The organism is Kitasatospora sp. NPDC001261, from assembly GCF_042896795.1.
GTDB lineage: Bacteria > Actinomycetota > Actinomycetes > Streptomycetales > Streptomycetaceae > Kitasatospora.
This window is the reverse complement of the sequence record NZ_JBIAXP010000027.1, coordinates 55,999-76,468: the sequence shown is the minus strand read 5'-3', so window position 1 is coordinate 76,468 and position 20,470 is coordinate 55,999. Positions and strand designations below refer to the sequence as shown.

The window sequence follows — 20,470 nt, the reverse complement described above, 5'->3', positions numbered from 1 at the left end:
CCTCATGTTCCGGGAGGGTGCGTACGGCGGCGCTTCCCCAGCGGCCCCGGCCTCGGTCCTCGGCGTCCTCTCCCGGGCGGCCCCGGCGGCCCCGACCTCAGTCCTCGCCGTCCTCCCCCGGGCCGTCCTCGGCTCGCTGGTCCTCGGTGCGCCCGGCCCGCCAGTAGCCCATGAAGCAGACCGCGCGCCGGTCCATCCCCCGCTCGCCAACCAGGTGGCGGCGCAGCTCGCGCACCGAGGCCGCCTCACCCGCGATCCAGGCGTACGGCCGCCCGGCCGGCAGGTCGGCGGCGCGCACCGCCCCGGTGAGGCCCGACGCGCCGGAGCGGCGGTGAAGCCAGACGGTCTCGACCCCGGCGCGCTGGGCCGGGAGGTAGGCCTCCTCGGCCGGCCCGTCCACCTCGGCGAAGACCCGGACCGGCAGGTGCGCGGGCAATTCCTCCAGGATGGCGGCGATGGCGGGCAGCGCCGACTCGTCCCCGGCCAGCAGGACCCAGCCGGGATCGGCGGGCAGCCGGAACTCCACGCCGCCCGCCTCCTCGACGGCCGGTCCGCAGACCACCACCCGGTCGCCGGGCGCGGCCGTGGCGGCCCACCGGGAGCCCGGGCCGAGGTCCCCGTGCACGGCGATGTCGATGTCGATCTCGTCGGGGTCGCGGCGCTGGCCGCGGACGGTGTAGGTGCGCAGCACCGGGCGCACCCGCGGGTCGGCCTCCCGCCAGCTCTGGTACCAGCCGAAGTCGCCGTCGCCGGGCGGGATCAGCGGCTCGGACTGTCCGGGGAGCGGCAGCAGCAGCTTGATCCGCTGGTCGAGGCCGCCGTTGACGAACCCGGCGAGGCTCTCACCGGTGAGCGTGACGCGGACCAGGTGCGGGGTGAGCGTGGCGGTGCGGGCGACGCGCAGGGGGAAGAGCGCGAAACGGGCGGGAGCGGTGACGGTGGACAGGGCGGGCTCCTTCCAGCGAACGGGCGGACGCCGCGGCCGTGCCGGTCCGTACGTCCTCGACGCGCACCGCAGCTTAGGTGAGGCTAACCTAAACTCCGCGTCGTGGACAGCCGCCCTGGCTCACCGCCCTGGTCCGCCGTCAGTCGCCGCTCCCGTCAGTCGCCGCTCCCGGCCGCCACCGGGTCGGTGATGCCGCCGGGCGAGGCCTCGCCCCGGACGTCCCAGCCGGCCAGGCGGGCCGCGGGCTCGTAGACGGACTCGTAGAAGTCCAGCACCACGGCACGCGCGTCCTCCCGGCCGCGGACCTCGTCGTACGGCAGGACCGCCAGGTGGCTGCCGCTGCGCTCGACCCAGCGGGCGGCACCGGGCCGGAGCGGGCTGTCGGCCAGGCCGGCGGGCTCGGGGGCCGCGTAGGAGTAGAAGGCCGGGTTCGGGAAGGAGTCGTCGCCGAACCAGAAACCGGAGCTCACGACCTCGCGGGAGTAGGCCTCGCGGGTCACCGGGTCGACGGTCCGCGGCTGTTCGATCACCCGCCCGGAGAACCGGGTGACGGCGATGTCGAAGGTGTGCCAGAAGTGGTGCACCGGGCTGATCTTCCCGCAGAAGCCGGCGGCGAACTCCTCCAGGAGCAGGTTGACCTGGCTCAGCACCTGCCAGTAGCGGTTGACCCAGAACGGGTCGTAGGCGGCGTGCTCGGTGTCCTCGGTGAACGGCCGGCCGGCGTCGGGCAGGTCGAACGGGAACGGGTGCGAGACCGTGACCGGCACGCCGACCGCCGCGAGGGAGTCGAGCGTACGGCGGTAGAACGACGCCACGGACTGCCCGGTGAGCGGGAACGAGGCCGTGCGGCCGTCCGAGGAGGAGACCACCAGCCGGTGGTCGACGAAGTCGAAGTCGACGCAGAAGGTCCCGCCCCCGTCCAGCACCGCCATCGGGCGGGTGGTGATGCCGCGCCCGGTGAGGTGGTAGGGGACGTTCCACCAGTGGTTGCGCCGCACGCTGCACGCCAGGCGGATCTTGCCGACGACCTGGGCGAAGCGGTGGACCGTCGCCTTGGAGTCCTGCCACTGGGCCAGCGGGATCGGGGGGAACAGCTCCATGGGGGCCACGCTAGGCCGGTGGGGGCCGCCCCGCATCCGCACCCGGGCGTCGCACGGCCTCGGCCGGCGCGCCCCGCCGAGGGACGCGCCGGCCTCGGTCCGACCTTGTTCCGGACCCGTCAGAGGGCGCGCGCCCTCGTCCAGGCGGCCTCGCGCAGCAGCCGCAGCCCGTTGAGGCCGACGATGACGGTCGAGCCCTCGTGGCCGAGCACGCCCAGCGGCAGCGGGAGGGTGGCGACCAGGTCCCAAACCACCAGGGCGGTGATGAACACCGAGGCGATCACCAGGTTCTGCACCACGAAGGACCGGGCCCGCCGGGAGAGCGCCACCACGGCCGGGACGGTGGCCAGTTCGTCACGGACGATCACCGCGTCGGCGGTCTCCAGCGCCAGGTCGGAGCCGGCCCGGCCCATCGCGATGCCGGTGTGGGCGGCGGCCAGCGCGGGCGCGTCGTTGACGCCGTCGCCGATCACCAGCACCTTGCGTCCGGCCGCCTCCCGCTCGCGGACGGCGGCGACCTTGTCCTGCGGCAGCAGCCCGGCCCGGACGTCGGTGATGCCGACCTCGGCGCCCAGGTGGGCGGCCGCGCGGGGGTTGTCGCCGGTGAGCAGCATCGGCGCGGTACCCGTGAGGGCCGTCAGCGCGGCGACGGTATCGGCGGCGTCCGGGCGCAGCCGGTCGGCGATGCCGAGCACGCCGACCGGGACGCCGTCCGCCTCGACCAGCACGGCGGTGCGGCCGGCCTCCTCCAACTCGGCCGCCAGCGCGGCGGCTTCGGCGCACGCGGCGTCGGTACGGCCGTTGATCAGCCGCGCGGGCGCGCCGACCGCGACCACCCGGCCGTCGACGGTGGCGGTGACGCCGACGCCGGGGGTGGAGCCGAAGTCCTCGGCGGCGGCCGGGGTCAGGCCGCGGTCGCGGGCGGCGTCGACGACGGCGCGGGCGAGCGGGTGCTCGCTGGGGTGCTCGGCCGCGGCCGCCAGCGCCAGCAGCTCCGCCTCGGCGAGGCCGGAGCCGGTGAGCGGCCGGAGGTCGGTGACGCGCGGGGTGCCCTCGGTGAGGGTGCCGGTCTTGTCGAGGGCGACGGCGTCGACCTGGCCCAGACGCTCCATCACGACGGCGGACTTGACCAGGACGCCGTGCCGTCCGGCGTTGGCGATGGCGGAGAGCAGCGGCGGCATGGTGGCCAGCACCACCGCGCACGGGGAGGCGACGATCATGAAGGTCATCGCCCGCAGCAGCGAGCCGGTGAAGGCCGCGCCGAAGGCCAGCGGGACGGCGAAGACGGCCAGGGTGGCGGCCACCATGCCGAGCGAGTAGCGCTGTTCGACCTTCTCGATGAACAGCTGGGTGGGCGCCTTGGTCTCGGAGGCCTCCTCGACCAGCTGCACGATCCGGGCGATCACCGTGTCGGAGGCGTCCCGCTCGACCCGCAGCCGCAGCGCCCCGGTGCCGTTGAGGGTGCCGGCGAACACCTCGTCACCGGGCTGCTTGGCGACCGGCAGCGGCTCGCCGGTGATGGTGGCCTGGTCGACCTCGCTCGCGCCGTCGAGCACCCGCCCGTCGGCACCGATCCGCTCGCCGGGCCGGACCAGCACGGTGTCCCCGACGGCCAGCCGCTCGGTGGGCACGGTCTCCTCGCCGCCGTCGGGCAGCAGCCGGGTCGCGGTGGCCGGGGCGAGGTCGAGCAGTCCGCGCACCGAGTCGGCGGTACGGGCGGTGGCCAGCGCCTCCAGGGCGCCGGAGGTGGCGAAGATGACGATCAGCAGCGCGCCGTCCATGACCTGCCCGACGGCGGCGGCGCCGAGCGCGGCCACGATCATCAGCAGGTCGACGTCGAGGGTCTTCTCCCGCAGCGCCTGGAGCCCGGCCCAGCCGGGTTCCCAGCCGCCGGTGGCGTAGGCGAGGGCGTACAGCGGGCCCCAGGTCCAGGCGGGGGCACCGGTCAGCTGGAGCGGCAGCGCGACCAGGAAGAGCACCGTCGCGGCGGCGGCCCAGCGGGCCTCGGGCAGCGACAGCACCCGGGTGCGCCGCCGGGGCGCGGTGTCCGGACGCGGCGCGCCCGGGGACGCGGGGCGCTCGGTCAGGGTGGTGGAGGACATGGCGGACGGGACCCTTCGGGGCAGGCCTGGGCAGGGCGGGGCCGGTGACTCACTCACGATACATGAACATATGAAGGCCCCTTCATCTATCAGTTGTAGTATTGCCCGCATGGGTCATGGAGCCACCCCCGCCACCGCCGTCCCGCACACGCGCCTGGACGCCACCAGCGCTGCCCGGGTGGCCACCACCCTGCAAGCCCTGGCCACACCCTCCCGGCTGCTGATCCTCTCCCGGCTGCGCGAGGGCCCCTGCGCCGCCACCGAGCTCGCCGCCGAGGTCGGCCTGGAGCAGTCCGCCTGCTCCCACCAGCTGCGCCTGCTGCGCAACCTCGGCCTGGTCATCGGCCGGCGCAACGGCCGCCAGGTCGTCTACGCGCTCTACGACAACCACGTCGCCGCACTGCTCGACCAGGCCGTCTACCACATCGAGCACCTGCGCCTGGGACTCAGCGACGCCGACGACCCCCAGGACCCGGACGAGCCGGTCGGCACCGCCACCCGCTGAGCACCACGGGCCCGCCCGCGTCGTCCGCTCGCAGCCGTCCTCGGCCGCCCCCAACCGTTCTCAGCCGGACGCGTCGGGAACCGGCCTCCGGGACACCTCGGGACCGATCCGCACCCGCCGGGCCAGCAGGTCCGCGAAGGCCACGGTGAGCGGGTCGGGACGGGTACGGGTGTACGCCGTGAGGGTGCGCAGGACCGGGGGGTCCGGGCGCAGCAGCGCGCCCTCGAAGTGGGCTGGCACGATGTCGGCCGGCACCAGGGCGGGCCCGAGCCCCGCCGCGGCCAACAGCGGTGCGGCAGAGGTCTGTTCGGCGCGGATCGCCGCCCTGGGATGGAAACCCGCCCGGGCGCAGACCTGGTCGAGCAGGTCGGCGAGCCCGTTGTCCGGGGCGTAGTGGACCCAGTCGCGGTCGGCGAGTTCGGCCAGGCCGACCGTACCGGCGGGACGGTCGGCCAGCGGGTCCTCGGCGGGCAGCACCACGGTGAACTCCTCGACGCCGAGTTCCCTGATCGGCCCCTCCCAGCCGGTGGGCGCCGGGCCGATGGCGAGATCGGCGCGCCCCTCGGCCATGGCCTCCCGGAGCCGGTCGGCGTGGGCGTACTCGCGCAGCCGGATCCGCACGCCGGGGTGCAGGCGGCGCCAGTCCCGCAGCACGGGCGGCAGGACGCCGAGGCTCACCGAGTAGACGACGGCGACCTCCAGCTCGCCCTCCTCCAGGCCGGCCGTCCGGCGGGCCGCCGCGTGCAGGCGTTCGGCCTCGGCCAGCGCGGCGCGGGCGTGCGGCAGGACCGCCCGGCCCGTCGGGGTGAGCCGCACGGCGCGCGGCAGGCGCTCCAGCAGCGGGCCGCCGAGGGCGACCTCCAGGGCGCGGATCTGGTGGGAGAGGGCGGGCTGGGTGACGTGCAGCTGTTCGGCCGCCCGGGTGAAGGATCCGGTGTCGACCACGGTGGCCAGATATTCGAGCTGTCTGAGCGTCGGCATTGCCATGAACAGATTTTATCGCTGCGGTAGAGAACAAGCCTTGGACTCATCACCGCTGGTCGGGAGAGGGTCGTGGTGCGGCCGCCGATGGGAAGCAGCGGGCGGCCGATCCCCCGATGATTCGAAGGAGTTCCGCCATGTCCGACACCACCTCCCTCCAGGGTCAGCGACTCGTCGTGGTCGGTGCGGGTTCACGCACCGGCCAGGCCCTCGCCAAGGCCGCCTCGGCGGACGGCGCCACCCTCGTACTGGCCGGCCCGGACCCGCGCAAGCTGGAGTGGACGGCCGGGGAACTGTCCGGGCCGTCCGAGGTGATCGCCCTGGACATCGCCGACGAGCGGTCCATCGCCGACTTCGCCGCCCGGGCCGGCCGCTTCGACCACCTCGTCTCGACCGCCGCGATGCCGGCCAACGGCCCGCTGCGGGAGCTCGAAGCGGCCGACGTCCAGCGGGCGTTCGCGGCGAAGGTGATCGGCCCGCTGCTGCTGGCCAAGCACCTGGCCGGGCAGGTCTCCGCGAGCGGCTCGTTCACCTTCTTCTCCGGCGTGGCCGCGTGGCGTCCGGCGCCCGCGCGCACCGTGATGGCCACCACCAACGGCGCACTGGCCTTCCTGGTGCAGGCGCTGGCGGTGGAGATCGCGCCGGTCCGGGTCAACGCGGTCTCCCCCGGCATCGTCGACACCGGCTCCTGGGACGGCCTGGGCGCCGACAAGGAGGCGTTCCTGCGCGGGGTCGCCGAGCGCAACCCGGCCCGACGCGTCGGCACCCCGGAGGACCTGGTCAAGGCCGTCCGCTACGCCATCGACAACCCGTACGTCACCGGCACGGTGCTCCACGTCGACGGTGGCGGCCGGCTCGCCTGACCTCCGGCCCGCCGCGGCCGACGCGGTGTCACCCCGCCCCCCGGGGGGGGGGCCCCCCCCGCGGGGGGCCCCCCCCCCCGCCCCCGCCCCCCCCGGGGGGCCCGCCCCCCCCCCCCGATCCGAGGAACCGGTCCCATGAACTCGCGCACCCTGATCCGCACCACCGCCGTCCTCGCGACGGTGATCGGCTTGGCGGCCGGCACCGTGGCGGCCGCCCCCGCCCGCGACACCGGCCGCCACGACTCCGCACACGACTGGCCACAGCGCCTGATCGACCGTTCGCCTGACCTCGTCCAGCCGAAGGCCCTCACCGTGGACCACTCGATCGGCGCCTGGCGCGCCGCCCAGGAGGTCCACCTGGCACAGCAGTTGTACACGTTCTGGAACACCGGGCAGCAGCGCTACCTGGACGCGGCGATCAGCCCGCACTTCCGGGACAACACCCTGCCGCCCGGCCGTCCGCAGGGCCCCGCCGGGCCGCTCCTCGCCTCGGAGAGCTTCCGCGCCGCGGTGCCGGACCTGACCTGCGAACTCTCCGACCTCCTGGTCACCGGCGACAGGATCACCGCCCGCCTGGTCTTCCGCGGCCACTTCACCGGCACCTTCGACGGCGTGCGGGGCCAGGGCCAGAGCGTCGACTTCAACGCCATCGACATCCAGCACGTCGGCACCGACCGGATCACCGAGGACTGGCACATCGAGGACAACACCGCCCTGCTGGCCCAACTGGGCGTTCGTGCCTGACGCCGCCCGGTCCCTGACGGCCCGCCGGCGCCCGGCGGCTCCTCGGCGAGGAGCCGCCGGGCGCCGGCGGGCCGCGGACGCTGTTCGTGAAGGACACCCCGGGGCTGAGGTCCACCATCGCTCGCGGCCCTGCCGCCCCGTCCGTCCGGTCCGTCGCAAGGTCACGGACGCTGCTCAACGTCCGGAGCAGGTGGCGTGGTTCGGCCGTCACGGTGCGACCGGACGGCTCCGGGTGACAGCTGAGATGAATGACTCGGGCATTGCCGTTCACACCACTTGACGGGCCGCCGCAAGCCGAGCAGACTCGCATCGCGGCACCAGCTGACATGAATCCTTGAAAGACGGCCATTCATACCAGCTGCCAATGCCTGCCCGTTCCCGGCAGCGTCCGCCTGCCCGCCTCCGGATCGCCCGTCCTCCGCGCCCCAGGAGTCCAGCATGCCCTCGAACACCCCGCCCGATGCCGCGGCCGCCGCCCCGCCCTGGTCACGCGTCGACCGCGCACCCCTGACCGGGAGTTGGTGGGCCCGCGGCCTGTGGCTGGCCGAACGCCTGAGCGGCGAGGGCGACCCGCCCGCCCCGGTCGCCGACAACCCGGCGGAGGGCAGCCTCGGCTGGCGCGCCGACCGCCGACTGGCCCGCTGGCGCTCGGCGTTCACCGACCACGCGCCGGACACCGCCGAAGCCCAGGCCCGCGCGCTCGGCATCGACCCGCCCCTGCTGCGCCGGCTGCTCGCCGAACACCCCGACAGCCTCGCCGCGCGCACCGCCAAACCGGCCTGGGCCCGGTTCGTCGAGGACGTCGTCGCCCGCGCACCACGGCTTCCCCCGGCGCCCGACGGGGAGGACACCACGGAACACGACGAGGAGCACGACGGAACGCACCGGCACGGCTTCGCCGACTTCGCGGCCGTCGTCGAACCCTTCCTCGCCGAGGCCCTCCGCCTGCTGGAGGCACCCGCTCGCACCGCGGACGCCACCGAGCCCTCTGCCGCCGTCCTCGCGGCCGTCCGGCGCTCGCTCACCGCCGGCCTGCGGGACCAGCTGGTGTCCGTCCTCGGCCGCACCCTCGTCCTCGAACTCCATGTGGCCCGGCTGTCCGGCCAGTTGAGCGGTGACACCCCGCAGGAGCGCTTCCACGCCTTCATCGCCTGGCAGCGGGAGCCGGAGCGGCTGGCCGCGCTGCTGGACGAGTACGCCGTCCTGGCCCGGCTGCTGGCGTGCGCCACCCGGAACGCCGTCCACGCGCACCGGGAGTTCCTCGACCGCTTCACCGCCGACCGGCCCGCACTGGTCGAGCGGCTCTTCGCCGGACGCGACCCCGGCGAACTGACCGAGGTGCGCACGGGCCGCGGCGACGGCCACGAGGCGGGCCGCTCGGTCGCCCTGCTGACCTTCTCCTCCGGCGCCCGGCTGGTGTACAAACCCCGGCCACTGGCCGTCCACGAACACTTCAACGCCCTGGTCGACTGGTACGACACCGTCCTGCCGGGCCCCGGCCCGGGCACCGTGGCGGTGTGGGACCGGGGCGGGTACGGCTGGATCGAGTACGTGGAACCGGCGCCGTGCGCCGACCACGCGGCCGCCGAGCGGTTCTACCACCGCCTCGGGGCGCTGCTGGCCCTGCTCTACGCGACCGCTGCCACCGACTTCCACTTCGAGAACGTGATCGCCGTCGGGGAGCACCCGGTCGCGGTCGACCTGGAGTCCCTGTTCCACGTCGGCGTGCCCCACCTGACCGGCAGCCCGCTGATCGACGACGACCCGGCGCAGCACCTGCTCGCCCACTCGGTGCAGCGGGTGGGCCTGCTGCCCTCGGTACTGGTCGGCGACGGCGGCGCGGTGCTGGACGTCGGCGGGATGGGCGCCGACAAGGGCGCCGTGATGCCCTTCAAGTCGCCCACCTGGGAGGGCGACGGCACCGACGAGATGCGCCTGACCCGGGTGCAGCGCGCCTTCGAGGGCAGCGCGAACCGGCCGCGACTGGACGGCCGGGACGTCGACCCGGCCGACCACCTGGCGTCCCTGCGGGCGGGGTTCGAGGCCGGCTACCGCGCCATCGCCGCCCACCGCGAGGCGCTGCTCGCACCGGACGGCCCGCTGGAGCGCTTCCGGGAGGACACCTGCCGCACCATCGTCCGCGCCACCCGGGTCTACGCCCACCTGCTGGGCGAGAGCACCCACCCGGACGTCACCCGTGACGCGCTCGACCGCGACCGGGTGCTCGGGCTGATCTTCGCCCAGTCCGCCGGGAACCCCGCGCAGCGGCCGCTGCTGCGGCTCGAAGCCGAGGACCTCTGGAGCGGCGACGTCCCGCTGTTCCGCTCCGTCGTCGGCTCCCGCGACCTGCGCACCCACCGCGGCCGGTCGCTGCCGCGGGCACTGCCCGAGTCGGGGCTCGACCGGGCCCGGCGGATCGTCGCCGCCATGGACGAGCACGACCTGGCCACCCAGGACTGGATCATCCGGGCCGCCTTCGCCGCCCGCGCCACCACCGGGGGAGCCGACGGTGCCGCACCCGCGGGCAGCGGCCCGCGCCCGGCCGGGCCCGCCACCGGCCCGGACCGCTCCCCCGGCGAACGCGCCCTGCGCCTCGCCCGGTCCGTCGCCGACCGGCTGCTGGCCGACGCGCGCCGCGACGGCGGGCGGGCCGGCTGGCTCGGCCTCGACCTGAGCCGGGACCAGTGGCGGGTCACCGCCCTGCGGGACGACCTGTACGGCGGCTACCCCGGGACGGCGCTGTTCTTCGCCCAGCTCGCCGCCGTCACCGGGGAGGAGCGCTACGCGCGGTGGGCGCGGCGGATCCTGGCACCGTTCCCGGAGCACCTGGCCCACGTGCTGCGCCACACCCCGAACCGCTCCTGGGGGGCGTTCGGCGGCCTCGCGGGCACCGCGTACGCGCTCGACTGCGCCGCCGTGCTGCTCGGCGACCCCGCCCTGGCGGAGCCCGTAGCGGGCCTGTTCACCGCGGCGGCCGGCGCCCTGGACGACGACCGGCAGCTCGACCTGATCGGCGGGGCGGCCGGCTGCCTCGCCGTGGCCGAGGCCCTGGCGCACCGGTACGGCGCCGCCGCGCACGACTGCGCCCGGCGCTGCGCGCGGCTGCTGGTGGAGAAGGCCGAGGCGCACCCCGGCGGCACCGTCGCCTGGCGCACCGCGATGCCCGCCGCACGGCCGCTGCTCGGCATGTCCCACGGCGCCGGCGGGATCGGCTGGGCACTGCTGCGGCACGCCGCCCGCACCGGGGACGCGGCCGCGCTGCGCACCGGCCGGGCCGCGCTCGCCTACGAGGAGGCCGGCTACGACCCCGAGGTCGACAACTGGCCGGACTACCGGGAGCAGGCCCCCCGGCCCTGGCGGGCCACGCCTCCCCCGGGCACCTTCGCGGCCGTGCACGCCTGGTGCCACGGCGCCCCCGGCATCGGACTGCTCCGGGCCGACCTGCCCGCCGGGACCCGCACCCCGTCGAGCGACCGGGCGCTGCTGCGCGCCGTGCGGTCCACCGCCGACGCCGGCCAGATCGGCGACGACAGCCTCTGCCACGGCACCCTGGGCAACCTGGAGCTGTTCGCCGCGGCGGCCCGCGCCGGGGTCGCCCGGGCCCGCGACGACCACTCCCGGACCCGCGACGCCCTGCTGGCCGCGATCGAGGAGCGCGGACCGGTCTGCGGCACCCCGGGCGGCATCGTCACGCCCGGCCTGATGACCGGCCTGGCCGGCATCGGCCACGGACTGCTGCGGATCGCCGCGCCCGAGCGCGTCGCCCCCGTGCTGCTGCTCGCCCCGCAGGAGGCCCCGTGAGCGCCGCGACCGACCCCGCCCGGCCGGCCGCCCCCGCCCGGGAGCGCTCCCGGCGGCGCGCCCACCGGGTGCCCCAGCGGCTGCAGTTCACCCGGACCGAGTGCGCCGCCGCCTGCCTGGCCATGGTACTCAGCCACTACGGACGGGACTCCACGGTGGCCGACTGCCGCCCGCTGCTCGGCGCGGGACGCGACGGCGCCTCGGCGGCCGTGCTCGTCGACGCGGCGCGGCAGGCCGGGCTGACGGTCCGCGTCGACCGCGGCCCCGCCGCACTGGAGCAGCCGCTGCGCGGCCCGGTCATCGCCTACCTGCGGACCCACCACTTCGTCGTCCTGGAGCGGGTCGACCGCCGGTCGGTCCGCCTGGTCGACCCGGCCGGCGGGCGCCGCCAGATCTCCCGGCAGGACTTCGACGGCCTGTACGGCGGCGTGACGGTCGCCCTGGAGCCGGGCGAGTCCTTCGAGGAGCGGCACACCCCGCTGCGCGACCGCCCGATGGTCCGCTACCTGCGGCGCTTCCTGGCCGCCCCGGGCGGCCGCTCCCTGCTCGCCCTGACCGCCCTGGTCACCGGACTGCTGCAACTGCTGGGCCTGGCCGTCCCGTTGCTCACCCGCACCGTGGTGGACTCGCTCCTCCCGCAGCACCGCACCGACCTGCCCGTCCTGCTGGCCCTGTCCGCCGTCGGCATCGCCCTGCTGACCGGACTGCTGACCGCCCTGCGCGCACTGGCGCTGCTCGCCCTGCGCCGGCGCGGCGACCTGGTGCTCACCCGCTCCTTCGTCGAACACCTCTTCCGGCTGCCGCTGCGGTTCTTCCTCGAACGGGGCCGCGGCGACCTGCTGATGCGCACCTCCAGCGTCTCCAGCACCCGGGAGACCCTGACCCAGCAGCTGATGACCGTGGCCCTGGACGGCGTCCTGCTGGTCGGCTACCTGGTCGCCGTCGTGCTGCTGCAGCCCCTCTACCTGCTGGCCGTCGCCCCGCTGTTCCTGCTCCAGCTGCTCCTGGTGGTCCACGCCCACCGCCGGCTGCGCAACCTCGCCCAGCTGGAGCTGGTCGCCAAGGCGGAGGAGCAGAGCTACCTGGTCGAGGCGCTGGAGGCGATCCTGCCGCTCAAGGCCAACGGCGTGGAGAGCCGCGCCGTGGAGCACTGGCAGGGGCTGTTCACCCGCTACCAGGGCGCGATGCTGCGGCGCGGACGCGCCACCGCCGGGCTCTCCGGGGCGCAGCGGGCGATGACCTCGCTCGGGCCGCTGCTCATGCTCGGCGTCGGCGCCTGGATGGTCATGACCGGCCGCTCCACCCTGGGCACCATGCTGGCCGCGAACAGCCTGGTGCTGTCCGTCCTGGCGCCGCTGGAGACCCTGTCGACCACCGGTCAGCTCTACCTCACCGTCAACGCCCAGGTGGAACGCCTCTTCGACGTCCTGGACGCCCCGGCGGAGACCGGCGGCCGGCTGCGGCTCACCACCCGGAAGGCGACCTCCGTGGACGTCCGCGCGCTGACCTTCCGCTACCAGGCGTCCGGGCCGCCGGCCCTCAGCGGGATCGACCTGTCCGTCCCCGCCGGCGGCAAGCTCGGCATCGTCGGCCGCACCGGGTCCGGCAAGAGCACCCTGGCCCTGCTGCTGCTCGGGCTGCTCCCGCCCGACGAGGGGACGGTGCGCCACGACGGCGTGCCGATCGACCGGCTCGACCTCGCCGACCTGCGCGCCCACTGCGGCGCCGTCCTCCAGGAGCTGAGCCTGTTCGGCGGCAGCATCCGGGACAACCTGACCCTCGGACGGCCCGACGCCGAGGACGCCGAGGTGGTCCGGGCCGCGCGGATCGCCGGGCTGCACGAGGACGTGCTGGCCCTGCCGATGGGGTACGACACGCCCGTCGGCGAGAGCGGCTCGGCGCTCTCGGCCGGCCAGCGCCAACGGGTCGCCCTGGCCCGGGCCCTGGTGCACCGGCCGCGGCTGCTGCTGCTCGACGAGGCGACCAGCCACCTCGACCCGCAGACCGAACGCCATGTCGACGGCGCGCTCGCGGAGCTGGCCGTCACCCGGATCGTCGTCTCCCACCGGCTGAACGCCGTGCGCAACGCCGACCAGATCCTCGTCCTCGAACACGGCCGGATCGTCCAACGCGGCCGCCACGACGAGCTGATCGAGCAGGAGGGCGCGTACCGCCTGCTGTTCGGCGCGGCCGACACCGACGTGCGCCCCGCCGCGAGCCACTGAAGCCGACGGGCCACCGTTCCGACGGACCACCCCTCCGACGGGCCGCTCGACGCCCGTCCCCACGAACCCCGGTCGGCCGCCCGGCCGTCCGGTCGAGGAACCACCACCGAGAGGCAGGAACGCCATGAGCGACAACAGCACCGCCCGTGCCTGGAAGGACCCCGAGGACGCGGCCCGCGCCGTCGCCCCCGCCCACCCGTCCGGCGAGGTCGACCTCGGCCTGTTCGTCGGCGGCCTGTCCGACGAGGAGGGCGGCAGCGAGGCCCTCGGCACCGGCGGCTGCTGCCCCACCTGGGCCACCGGCACCCACTGCTGACGGCCCGTACCCCCCCCCGCCCCGGAGCGGAAGGAGCCGAACCATGAGCGACGAGGAGACCGTCCGGTCCTGGAAGGACCCCGAGACGGCCCGCACCACGCCCGGCCACCCGCTGGGCGAGCCCGACCTCACCGCCCTCAGCGGCGGCGAGGAGCCGGTGACCGTCTTCGAGATGTGCACCGGCCAGACCGCCTGCGGCACCTGCGGCGGCTTCACCTTCGGCTGCTGCTGAACACCCCTGCCGAACGACCCTGCCGAACGACCCCGAAGGAGTCGAACCATGAGCAACGAGGACATCGTCCGGTCCTGGAAGGACCCCGAGACGGCCCGCACCGCCCCCGGCCACCCGGTCGGCGAGCCCGACCTCACCGCCCTCAGCGGCGGCGAGGAGCAGATCACCGTCTACGACATCTGCACCACCAACCAGACCGGGTGCGGCACCTGCGGCAGCTTCACCTTCGGCTGCTGCTGAGCGGCCCGGAGGGAGTCGGACCATGAGCGACGAGGAGACCGTCCGGTCCTGGAAGGACCCCGAGACGGCCCGCACCGCCCCCGGCCACCCGCTGGGCGAGCCGGACCTGACCGCCCTCAGCGGCGGTGAGGAGGCCTTCACCAACAACGATTTCTGCAGCAGCACCGACCAGAGCTGGTGCGGCACCTGCGGCAGCTTCAGCTACGGCTGCTGCTGACCCGCGCGCACCGCCTCGCACCACCCTGCACCATCCCTCACCGGGCGTCGGGTCCGGCCCTCCCCCGAGGGCCGGACCCGCGTTCGTCCCCCGGGGACGGCACCGCCCGACGCCGGGGCGACGCCCGAAGCTACGATGGTTACCCGGTGGCCGGCCCCGCGTTCCAGTGCCGCCGGGACCGGCAGTGGCGGCGCAGGAGGCGGAGATGGCGGAACCCGGGGCGAGCACGCTCGCCGAGAAGATCGAGACACTGTTTCGCACGGTCCGGCGCCCCAACCGGGAGCAGTACAGCAACGAGGACGTGGCGCGCGCCTGTCGCGAGGCCACCGGCGAGACCTTCTCGGCCACCTACCTGTGGCAGCTGCGCACCGGCAAGCGCGACAACCCGACCAAGCGCCATCTGGAGGCGCTGGCCGGGTTCTTCCACGTCTCCCCCGCCTACTTCTTCGACGACCGCTCCGAGGAGATCGTCGCCGAACTCGCCCTGCTGGAGGCGCTGCGGGACGCCGGCGTACGGAACATGGCGCTGCGGGCGGTGGAACTCTCGCCCGAAGCCCTGGACACCGTCTCCGATGTGATCGAGACTATCGCTCGCCGGGAGGCTGCCAGGGGGAAGCCCTCCCCGTGAGCACGACGTGGTGCCGCCGAGGGGACACCCGCAACGGCTGACCGGCCACGTCGGCCCCGGCGGACTGGGGAGGCGCGCGTTGCGATGGATCCGACGCCACGGCGGACTGATGCGGCGATGTCGCGCGATCAGCGAATCACTGGACCTGCCCGACCCGTTCGACGCCGCCGAGCTCGTCGCCCGCCTCGCCCGCGCCCGCGGCCGTCCGATCGACCTGATCGCCGTGCCCGCACGGCCCGGGGCGCCCTGCGGGCTGCTGGTGACGACCGGTCAGGCCGACTACATCGTGTACGCCGAGGACACCAGCGAGGTGCACCGCCAGCACATCCTGGTGCACGAGTACGCCCACCTCCTGCTGGGCCACGCCGACGGCCCCTCGCCCGACCCCGGGCTCACCCGCGGCCTGCTGCCGCACCTGTCCCCGACCCTGGTCGGGAAGGTCCTGGGCCGCACCGTCTACCTCGAACCCCAGGAGCGGGAGGCCGAGTTGCTCGCCTCCCTGATCCTCAAACGCGCCCTGCTGCCCGGCGGCCGGGCGGCCAACGCCCAGTCCCGCGACGCCGAGTGGGCGCAGCGGCTCTCCCCGCTGCTGGGCCGGCGCCGCCCGACGGGCCCGCATGACTGACCCCGTCCTCGCCTGCGCCGCGGTCTTCCTGCTCGGGCTGAGCACGTACCGGTTCTTCGCCGGCCGGCACCGCGGCACCACGCCGGCCCTGCGCTACACCTGCTGCTTCGCCTGGTGCTTCGGCGCCTCCCTGGCGCTGATGGCCGGCCGGACCGGGGCGGACATCGACCACGGGACGGGCCTGGCGGGCCTGTCCTGGATGCTCACCGACCACCTCAAGATGGGCTCCGCCGGGTTCCTCGCCCTGGCCGCCGTCTCGCTGCGCCGCCCCGCCGCCGACGCCCGGGCCCTGCGCCGCCGCCAGGCCGGCGTCGCCCTCGCGGTCCTCGTGGCGACGGTCCTGTTCCTGCTCGCCCGGATCACGGAGGTCGACGGCCAGTTGGTGGCCACCGGCGGCGCCGGCCCGGTAGCGCTGGCCGGCTACGACCTGGTCAGCGTCGGCTACGTGGTCGGCTGCCTGGTCACCCTGCTGCGCCAGACGCTGTCCTGGACGCGCCAGGCCGACACCGCGGCCCTGCGCACGGCCCTCGTCCTGATCACGCTCACCGCGGCCGTCGGACTGCTCTGGACGGCGTGGGGGGTGGACGACGTCCTGGGCGCGCTGCGCTCGGGCCGCCAGCAGAGCACCGAGGACCCCGTCTCGCTGGCGCTCGGGCGGCTGTGCGCGGTGCTGCTGCTGGCCGGTGCGACCACCCTGCTGTGGGCGCGCGCCGGTCGCGCCGCCCGGCGCTGGCGGGCCGCGTACCGCAGCTACCGGTCGCTCGGCCCGCTGTGGCGGGCCCTGCACGCGGTCTTCCCGCAGATCGCCCTCGCCGCCGGCCCGCTGCCCTTCGCCGACGCCGAGCTCGCGCTCTACCGCCGGGTCATCGAGATCCGGGACGGGCTGCTGATCCTCCGCCGCTACCGCACCGGCGAGACGCCCCCGGCGGGGCCGGAGCAGCCGCGGGGCGACGGTGCCCGGGCCACCGACGCCGCCGCGCGGGCCGAGGCCGCCCGGATCGCCGCCGCCCTGGTCCGCGCCCGCGCGCGGGCGGACACGCCCGCCGACCCCGCCGAGGCCGCCGACCCGCCGCAGGCCGAGCCGTCCCTGCCGCCCAGCGCCGGCATCGAGGCCGAGACCCGCTGGCTGACCCAGGTCGCCCAGGCCCTGCGGACCACGCCGCCGCTGCCCGTCGCCCGCACGGCCGGCTGACCGGAGCGGGGCCGGCCGCACTGGCCATGATCCCGTCAAGGAACCGACAGGGCCCCGTCAAGATCGCGGCGGCGGGCCCGCGGGGCTGCGCGTCGGCGTCGCGGACCCGATAGGGTGGACCGCTTCCCCGTCCGCGTCCCGTCCCAGGAGCACAGCGCCGTGTCCGACAGCTTCGCGCACCTGCACGTCCACACCGAGTACTCGATGCTGGACGGCGCCGCCAAGAACGGCAAGCTGTTCGCCGAGGCGGAGAGACAGGGCATGCCCGCCATCGCGATGAGCGACCACGGCAACATGTTCGGCGCGTACGAGTTCTTCCACGCGGCCGCCAAGACCGGGGTGAAGCCGATCATCGGCATCGAGGCGTACGTCGCGCCGGCCTCGCGCTTCCTGAAGAAGCAGGTGTTCTGGTCCCCCGGCGGCCAGCGCCCGACCGGCTCCGACGGCGAGGGCGGCAAGGACGTCTCCGGCGGCGGCCGCTACACCCACATGACCATGTGGGCGCAGAACGCCACCGGCCTGCGGAACCTCTTCAAGCTCTCCTCGCTCGCGTCGATGGAGGGCTACTACATGAAGCCCCGCATGGACCGCGAGCTGATCGCCGCCAACGCGACCGGCATCATCGCCACCACCGGCTGCCCCTCCGGCGAGGTCCAGACCCGGCTGCGCCTCGGCCAGTACGAGGAGGCCGTCAAGGCGGCCGGCGCCTACCAGGACATCTTCGGCAAGGAGAACTACTTCCTGGAGCTGATGGACCACGGGCTCTCCATCGAGCAGGACGTCCGCGAGGACCTGCTGCGCCTGGCCAAGCAGCTGAACATCCCGCTGCTGGCCACCAACGACTCGCACTACGTCACCGCCGACCAGGCCGACGCCCACGACAGCCTGCTCTGCGTCGGCGTGGGCAAGAACAAGGACGACCCGAACCGCTTCAAGTTCAACGGCAGCGGCTACTACGTCAAGACCGCCGAGGAGATGCGCGAGCTCTTCCGCGAGCTGCCGGAGGCCTGCGACAACACCCTGGCGATCGCCGAGCGGGTGGAGTCGTACGAGGAGGTCTTCACCTACGTCGACCGGATGCCGCAGTTCGACGTCCCCGAGGGCGAGACCCAGGCCTCCTTCCTGCGCCAGAAGATCGCCGCCGGCCTCCAGCACCGCTACGGCGACAACCCCAGCCAGGAGGTGCTGGACCGGGTCGAGCTGGAGATGGGCGTGATCACCCCGATGGGGTTCGACGCCTACTTCCTCGTGGTCGCCGACATCTGCCAGTACGGCCGGGACAACGGCATCCCGGTCGGCCCGGGCCGTGGTTCGGCGGCCGGCTCGATGGTCGCCTACCTGACCGGCATCACCCAGCTGGACCCGCTGGAGCACGACCTGCTGTTCGAGCGGTTCCTCAACCCCGAGCGCATCAACCCCCCGGACGTCGACATCGACTTCGACGACCGCCAGCGCGACCAGATGGTGCGCTACGTCACCGACAAGTACGGCTCCGCCTACACCGCCCAGGTCAACACCTTCGGCACGATCAAGGCCAAGGCCGCCGTCAAGGACGCCAACCGCATCCTGGGCTACCCCTTCGCCATGGGCGACCGGATCACCAAGGCGATGCCGCCGGACGTCATGGGCAAGGGCGTGCCGCTGGCCGACCTGTTCAACGACAAGCACCCGCGCTACAACGAGGGCACCGAGATCCGGGCGCTCTACGACAACGAGCCCGACGTCAAGAAGATCATCGACACCGGGCGGGGCATCGAGGGCCTGATCCGCGGCACCGGCGTGCACGCCGCCGCCGTCATCCTCTCCTCCACCCCGCTGCTCGAACTGATCCCGCTGCACATGCGGGACAAGGACGGCGTGATCATCACCGGCTTCGACTACCCGTCGTGCGAAGCCATGGGCCTGATCAAGATGGACTTCCTGGGTCTGCGGAACCTGGGCATCATCGACCACTGCATCAAGATCGTGAAGGCCAACCGGGGCGTCGACGTCGACATCGAGAAGATCCCGATCGACGACCCCACCACGTACCAGCTGCTGGCCCGAGGCGACACCCTCGGCGTGTTCCAGCTCGACGGCGGCCCCATGCGCGCCCTGCTCAAGCTGATGAAGCCCACCGAGTTCGCCGACATCTCCGCCGTCTCCGCGCTGTACCGGCCCGGCCCGATGGGCATGAACTCGCACACCAACTACGCCCTGCGCAAGAACGCCCAGCAGGAGATCATCCCGATCCACCCCGAGCTGGAGGAACCGCTCAAGGACGTCCTCGGCCCCACCTACGGCCTGATCGTCTACCAGGAGCAGGTCCAGCGAGCCGCCCAGGTGCTGGCCGGCTACTCGCTCGGACAGGCAGACCTGCTCCGCCGCGCGATGGGCAAGAAGAAGAAGGAGGTCCTGGAGAAGGAGTTCGTCCCCTTCCACGCCGGCTGCAAGGAGCGCGGCTACTCCGACGAGGCCATCCAGGCGGTCTGGGACGTCCTGGTCCCGTTCGCCGGCTACGCGTTCAACAAATCGCACTCCGCCGCGTACGGGCTGGTCTCCTACCAGACCGCCTACCTCAAGGCCAACTACCCCGCCGAGTACATGGCCGCCCTGCTCACCTCCGTCGCCGACGACAAGGACAAGATGGCGATCTACCTGGCCGAGTGCCGGCAGATGGGCATCAAGATCCTCTCCCCCGACGTCAACGAGTCGGTGGTCGACTTCACCGCCGTCGGCAGCGACGTCCGGTTCGGCCTCAAGGCGGTGCGCAACGTCGGCGTGCCCGTCATCGAGTCCCTGGTCGGCACCCGCGAGGAGAAGGGCAAGTACACCTCCTTCGCCGACTTCCTGGACAAGGTCGAACTGGTGGTGTGCAACAAGCGCACCGTCGACTCCCTGGTCAAGGCGGGCGCCTTCGACTCGCTCGGCCACACCCGGCTCTCGCTCAGCAGCGTGCACGAGAACGCGATCGACGCCGTCACCGGGCTGAAGAAGCAGCAGGCCATCGGACAGGACGACCTGTTCGGCGCCCTCGACGCCGGCGACGGCGGCGGGCCCGGCATCGGACTCGACTTCCAGCTCACCGAGAACGAGTGGCCGCGACGCCAACTCCTCGCCCTGGAACGCGAGATGCTCGGCCTCTACGTCTCCAGCCACCCGCTGGACGGCGCCGAGCACATCCTCTCCCAGAACCGCGACAGCTCGATCGCCCAGCTCCTCGACTCCGGCCGCTCCGAGGGCGAGGTCCGGCTCTCCGGGCTGATCACCGGCGTCGACCGGCGGATCAACAAGGCCGGCAACGCGTGGGCGATCATCACCCTCGCCGACCGCGACGGCTCGGTCGAGGTGCTGTTCTTCCCGGCGACCTACAACCTCATGGCCGAGCAGATGATCGAGGACAACGTGATCTCGATCCGCGGCCGGCTCAACGAGCGCGACGGGTCACTGAGCGTCTTCGGCCAGGAGATCACCACCCTCGACGTCTCCTCCGCCGAACTCGGCACCAAGCCGCCCGTCCAGATCACCGTCCCGGCCGCCCGGATCAACCCCCAGGTGGTCGCCGAGCTCAAGCTCGCCCTCCAGAACCACCCCGGCGACGTCCCGGTCCGGCTGCGCACCACCAACTGGGACAAGGACACCCTCTACGAGCTCGGGTTCCGGGTGAACCCGGACAACGGGCTCGCCTCGGACGTCAAGACCCTCCTCGGCAACCGCTCCTGGGCGGGGGCGGTCGTCCGCTCCTGACCGGCGCCGGCCGGCCCGGTCCGTTCC

General features: G+C 74.2%; 17 protein-coding genes. 13 read left to right on the top strand and 4 right to left on the bottom strand.

The genetic code is table 11. The features are described 5' to 3' along the window. Positions 1–97 precede the first annotated feature (97 nt). The 3 genes from ACFY4B_RS31470 to ACFY4B_RS31460 all read right to left on the bottom strand — a co-directional run bounded on the left by ACFY4B_RS31470 (position 98) and on the right by ACFY4B_RS31460 (position 4,148). A complete protein-coding gene (locus tag ACFY4B_RS31470) occupies positions 98–904 on the bottom strand; it encodes a siderophore-interacting protein (protein WP_387973799.1) in 807 nt (268 codons plus the stop codon). Between the two features lie 197 nt (positions 905–1,101). Further along, on the bottom strand, positions 1,102–2,046 hold the full coding sequence (locus ACFY4B_RS31465; RefSeq protein ID WP_375877539.1) for a DUF5996 family protein: 945 nt from the start codon (positions 2,044–2,046) through the stop codon (positions 1,102–1,104). Between the two features lie 119 nt (positions 2,047–2,165). Further along, on the bottom strand, positions 2,166–4,148 hold the full coding sequence (locus ACFY4B_RS31460; RefSeq protein WP_387973699.1) for a heavy metal translocating P-type ATPase: 1,983 nt from the start codon (positions 4,146–4,148) through the stop codon (positions 2,166–2,168). Between the two features lie 109 nt (positions 4,149–4,257). Here ACFY4B_RS31460 and ACFY4B_RS31455 point away from each other — a divergent pair, with 109 nt between their 5' ends. Continuing rightward, positions 4,258–4,653 (top strand): ArsR/SmtB family transcription factor, encoded by a 396-nt coding sequence (locus ACFY4B_RS31455; protein ID WP_375877537.1) that lies wholly within the window; start codon positions 4,258–4,260, stop codon positions 4,651–4,653. A gap of 60 nt (positions 4,654–4,713) precedes the next feature. On the opposite strand, the gene ACFY4B_RS31450 is transcribed toward ACFY4B_RS31455, so the two are convergent. Then, positions 4,714–5,634, bottom strand: coding sequence for a LysR substrate-binding domain-containing protein (locus ACFY4B_RS31450; RefSeq protein WP_387973796.1), 921 nt, complete (start codon positions 5,632–5,634; stop codon positions 4,714–4,716). A 137-nt stretch (positions 5,635–5,771) separates the two neighbouring features. Between ACFY4B_RS31450 and ACFY4B_RS31445 the strand changes: the two genes are divergently transcribed. From ACFY4B_RS31445 to dnaE, 12 genes are all read left to right on the top strand, one after another. Then, on the top strand, positions 5,772–6,497 hold the full coding sequence (locus tag ACFY4B_RS31445; RefSeq protein WP_380665847.1) for an SDR family oxidoreductase: 726 nt from the start codon (positions 5,772–5,774) through the stop codon (positions 6,495–6,497). Positions 6,498–6,632: 135 nt separating this feature from the next. After that, positions 6,633–7,241, top strand: coding sequence for an ester cyclase (locus ACFY4B_RS31440; protein WP_387973695.1), 609 nt, complete (start codon positions 6,633–6,635; stop codon positions 7,239–7,241). Positions 7,242–7,679: 438 nt separating this feature from the next. Further along, the gene (locus ACFY4B_RS31435) at positions 7,680–11,042 is read left to right on the top strand and encodes a type 2 lanthipeptide synthetase LanM family protein (protein ID WP_387973692.1); all 3,363 of its coding nucleotides are present in this window, start codon (positions 7,680–7,682) and stop codon (positions 11,040–11,042) included. After that, complete coding sequence (locus tag ACFY4B_RS31430) at positions 11,039–13,267, top strand: peptidase domain-containing ABC transporter (protein WP_387973689.1); 2,229 nt, start codon at positions 11,039–11,041, stop codon at positions 13,265–13,267. The genes ACFY4B_RS31435 and ACFY4B_RS31430 overlap by 4 nt, the downstream gene beginning before the upstream one ends. A gap of 124 nt (positions 13,268–13,391) precedes the next feature. After that, positions 13,392–13,583, top strand: a complete 192-nt coding sequence (locus tag ACFY4B_RS31425) for a hypothetical protein (RefSeq protein WP_049659012.1) — start codon at positions 13,392–13,394, stop codon at positions 13,581–13,583. A gap of 43 nt (positions 13,584–13,626) precedes the next feature. Further along, positions 13,627–13,815 carry a hypothetical protein gene (locus ACFY4B_RS31420; protein ID WP_074003145.1) on the top strand — a complete coding sequence of 63 codons (189 nt, stop codon included), beginning with the start codon at positions 13,627–13,629 and terminating at the stop codon, positions 13,813–13,815. Between the two features lie 48 nt (positions 13,816–13,863). Beyond that, complete coding sequence (locus ACFY4B_RS31415; RefSeq protein WP_380669824.1) at positions 13,864–14,055, top strand: hypothetical protein; 192 nt, start codon at positions 13,864–13,866, stop codon at positions 14,053–14,055. A 22-nt stretch (positions 14,056–14,077) separates the two neighbouring features. Further along, positions 14,078–14,272 (top strand): hypothetical protein, encoded by a 195-nt coding sequence (locus ACFY4B_RS31410; RefSeq protein WP_074003148.1) that lies wholly within the window; start codon positions 14,078–14,080, stop codon positions 14,270–14,272. Between the two features lie 205 nt (positions 14,273–14,477). After that, positions 14,478–14,900 (top strand): hypothetical protein, encoded by a 423-nt coding sequence (locus ACFY4B_RS31405; RefSeq protein ID WP_049659008.1) that lies wholly within the window; start codon positions 14,478–14,480, stop codon positions 14,898–14,900. A gap of 79 nt (positions 14,901–14,979) precedes the next feature. Then, complete coding sequence (locus ACFY4B_RS31400) at positions 14,980–15,525, top strand: hypothetical protein (RefSeq protein ID WP_181970381.1); 546 nt, start codon at positions 14,980–14,982, stop codon at positions 15,523–15,525. Then, complete coding sequence (locus tag ACFY4B_RS31395; RefSeq protein WP_387973685.1) at positions 15,518–16,717, top strand: MAB_1171c family putative transporter; 1,200 nt, start codon at positions 15,518–15,520, stop codon at positions 16,715–16,717. Before ACFY4B_RS31400 ends, ACFY4B_RS31395 begins: the two co-directional genes overlap by 8 nt. Positions 16,718–16,876: 159 nt before the next feature. Next, entirely contained in the window at positions 16,877–20,443 is a 3,567-nt protein-coding gene (gene dnaE / locus ACFY4B_RS31390) for a DNA polymerase III subunit alpha (protein ID WP_387973682.1), read from the top strand. Positions 20,444–20,470 lie beyond the last annotated feature (27 nt).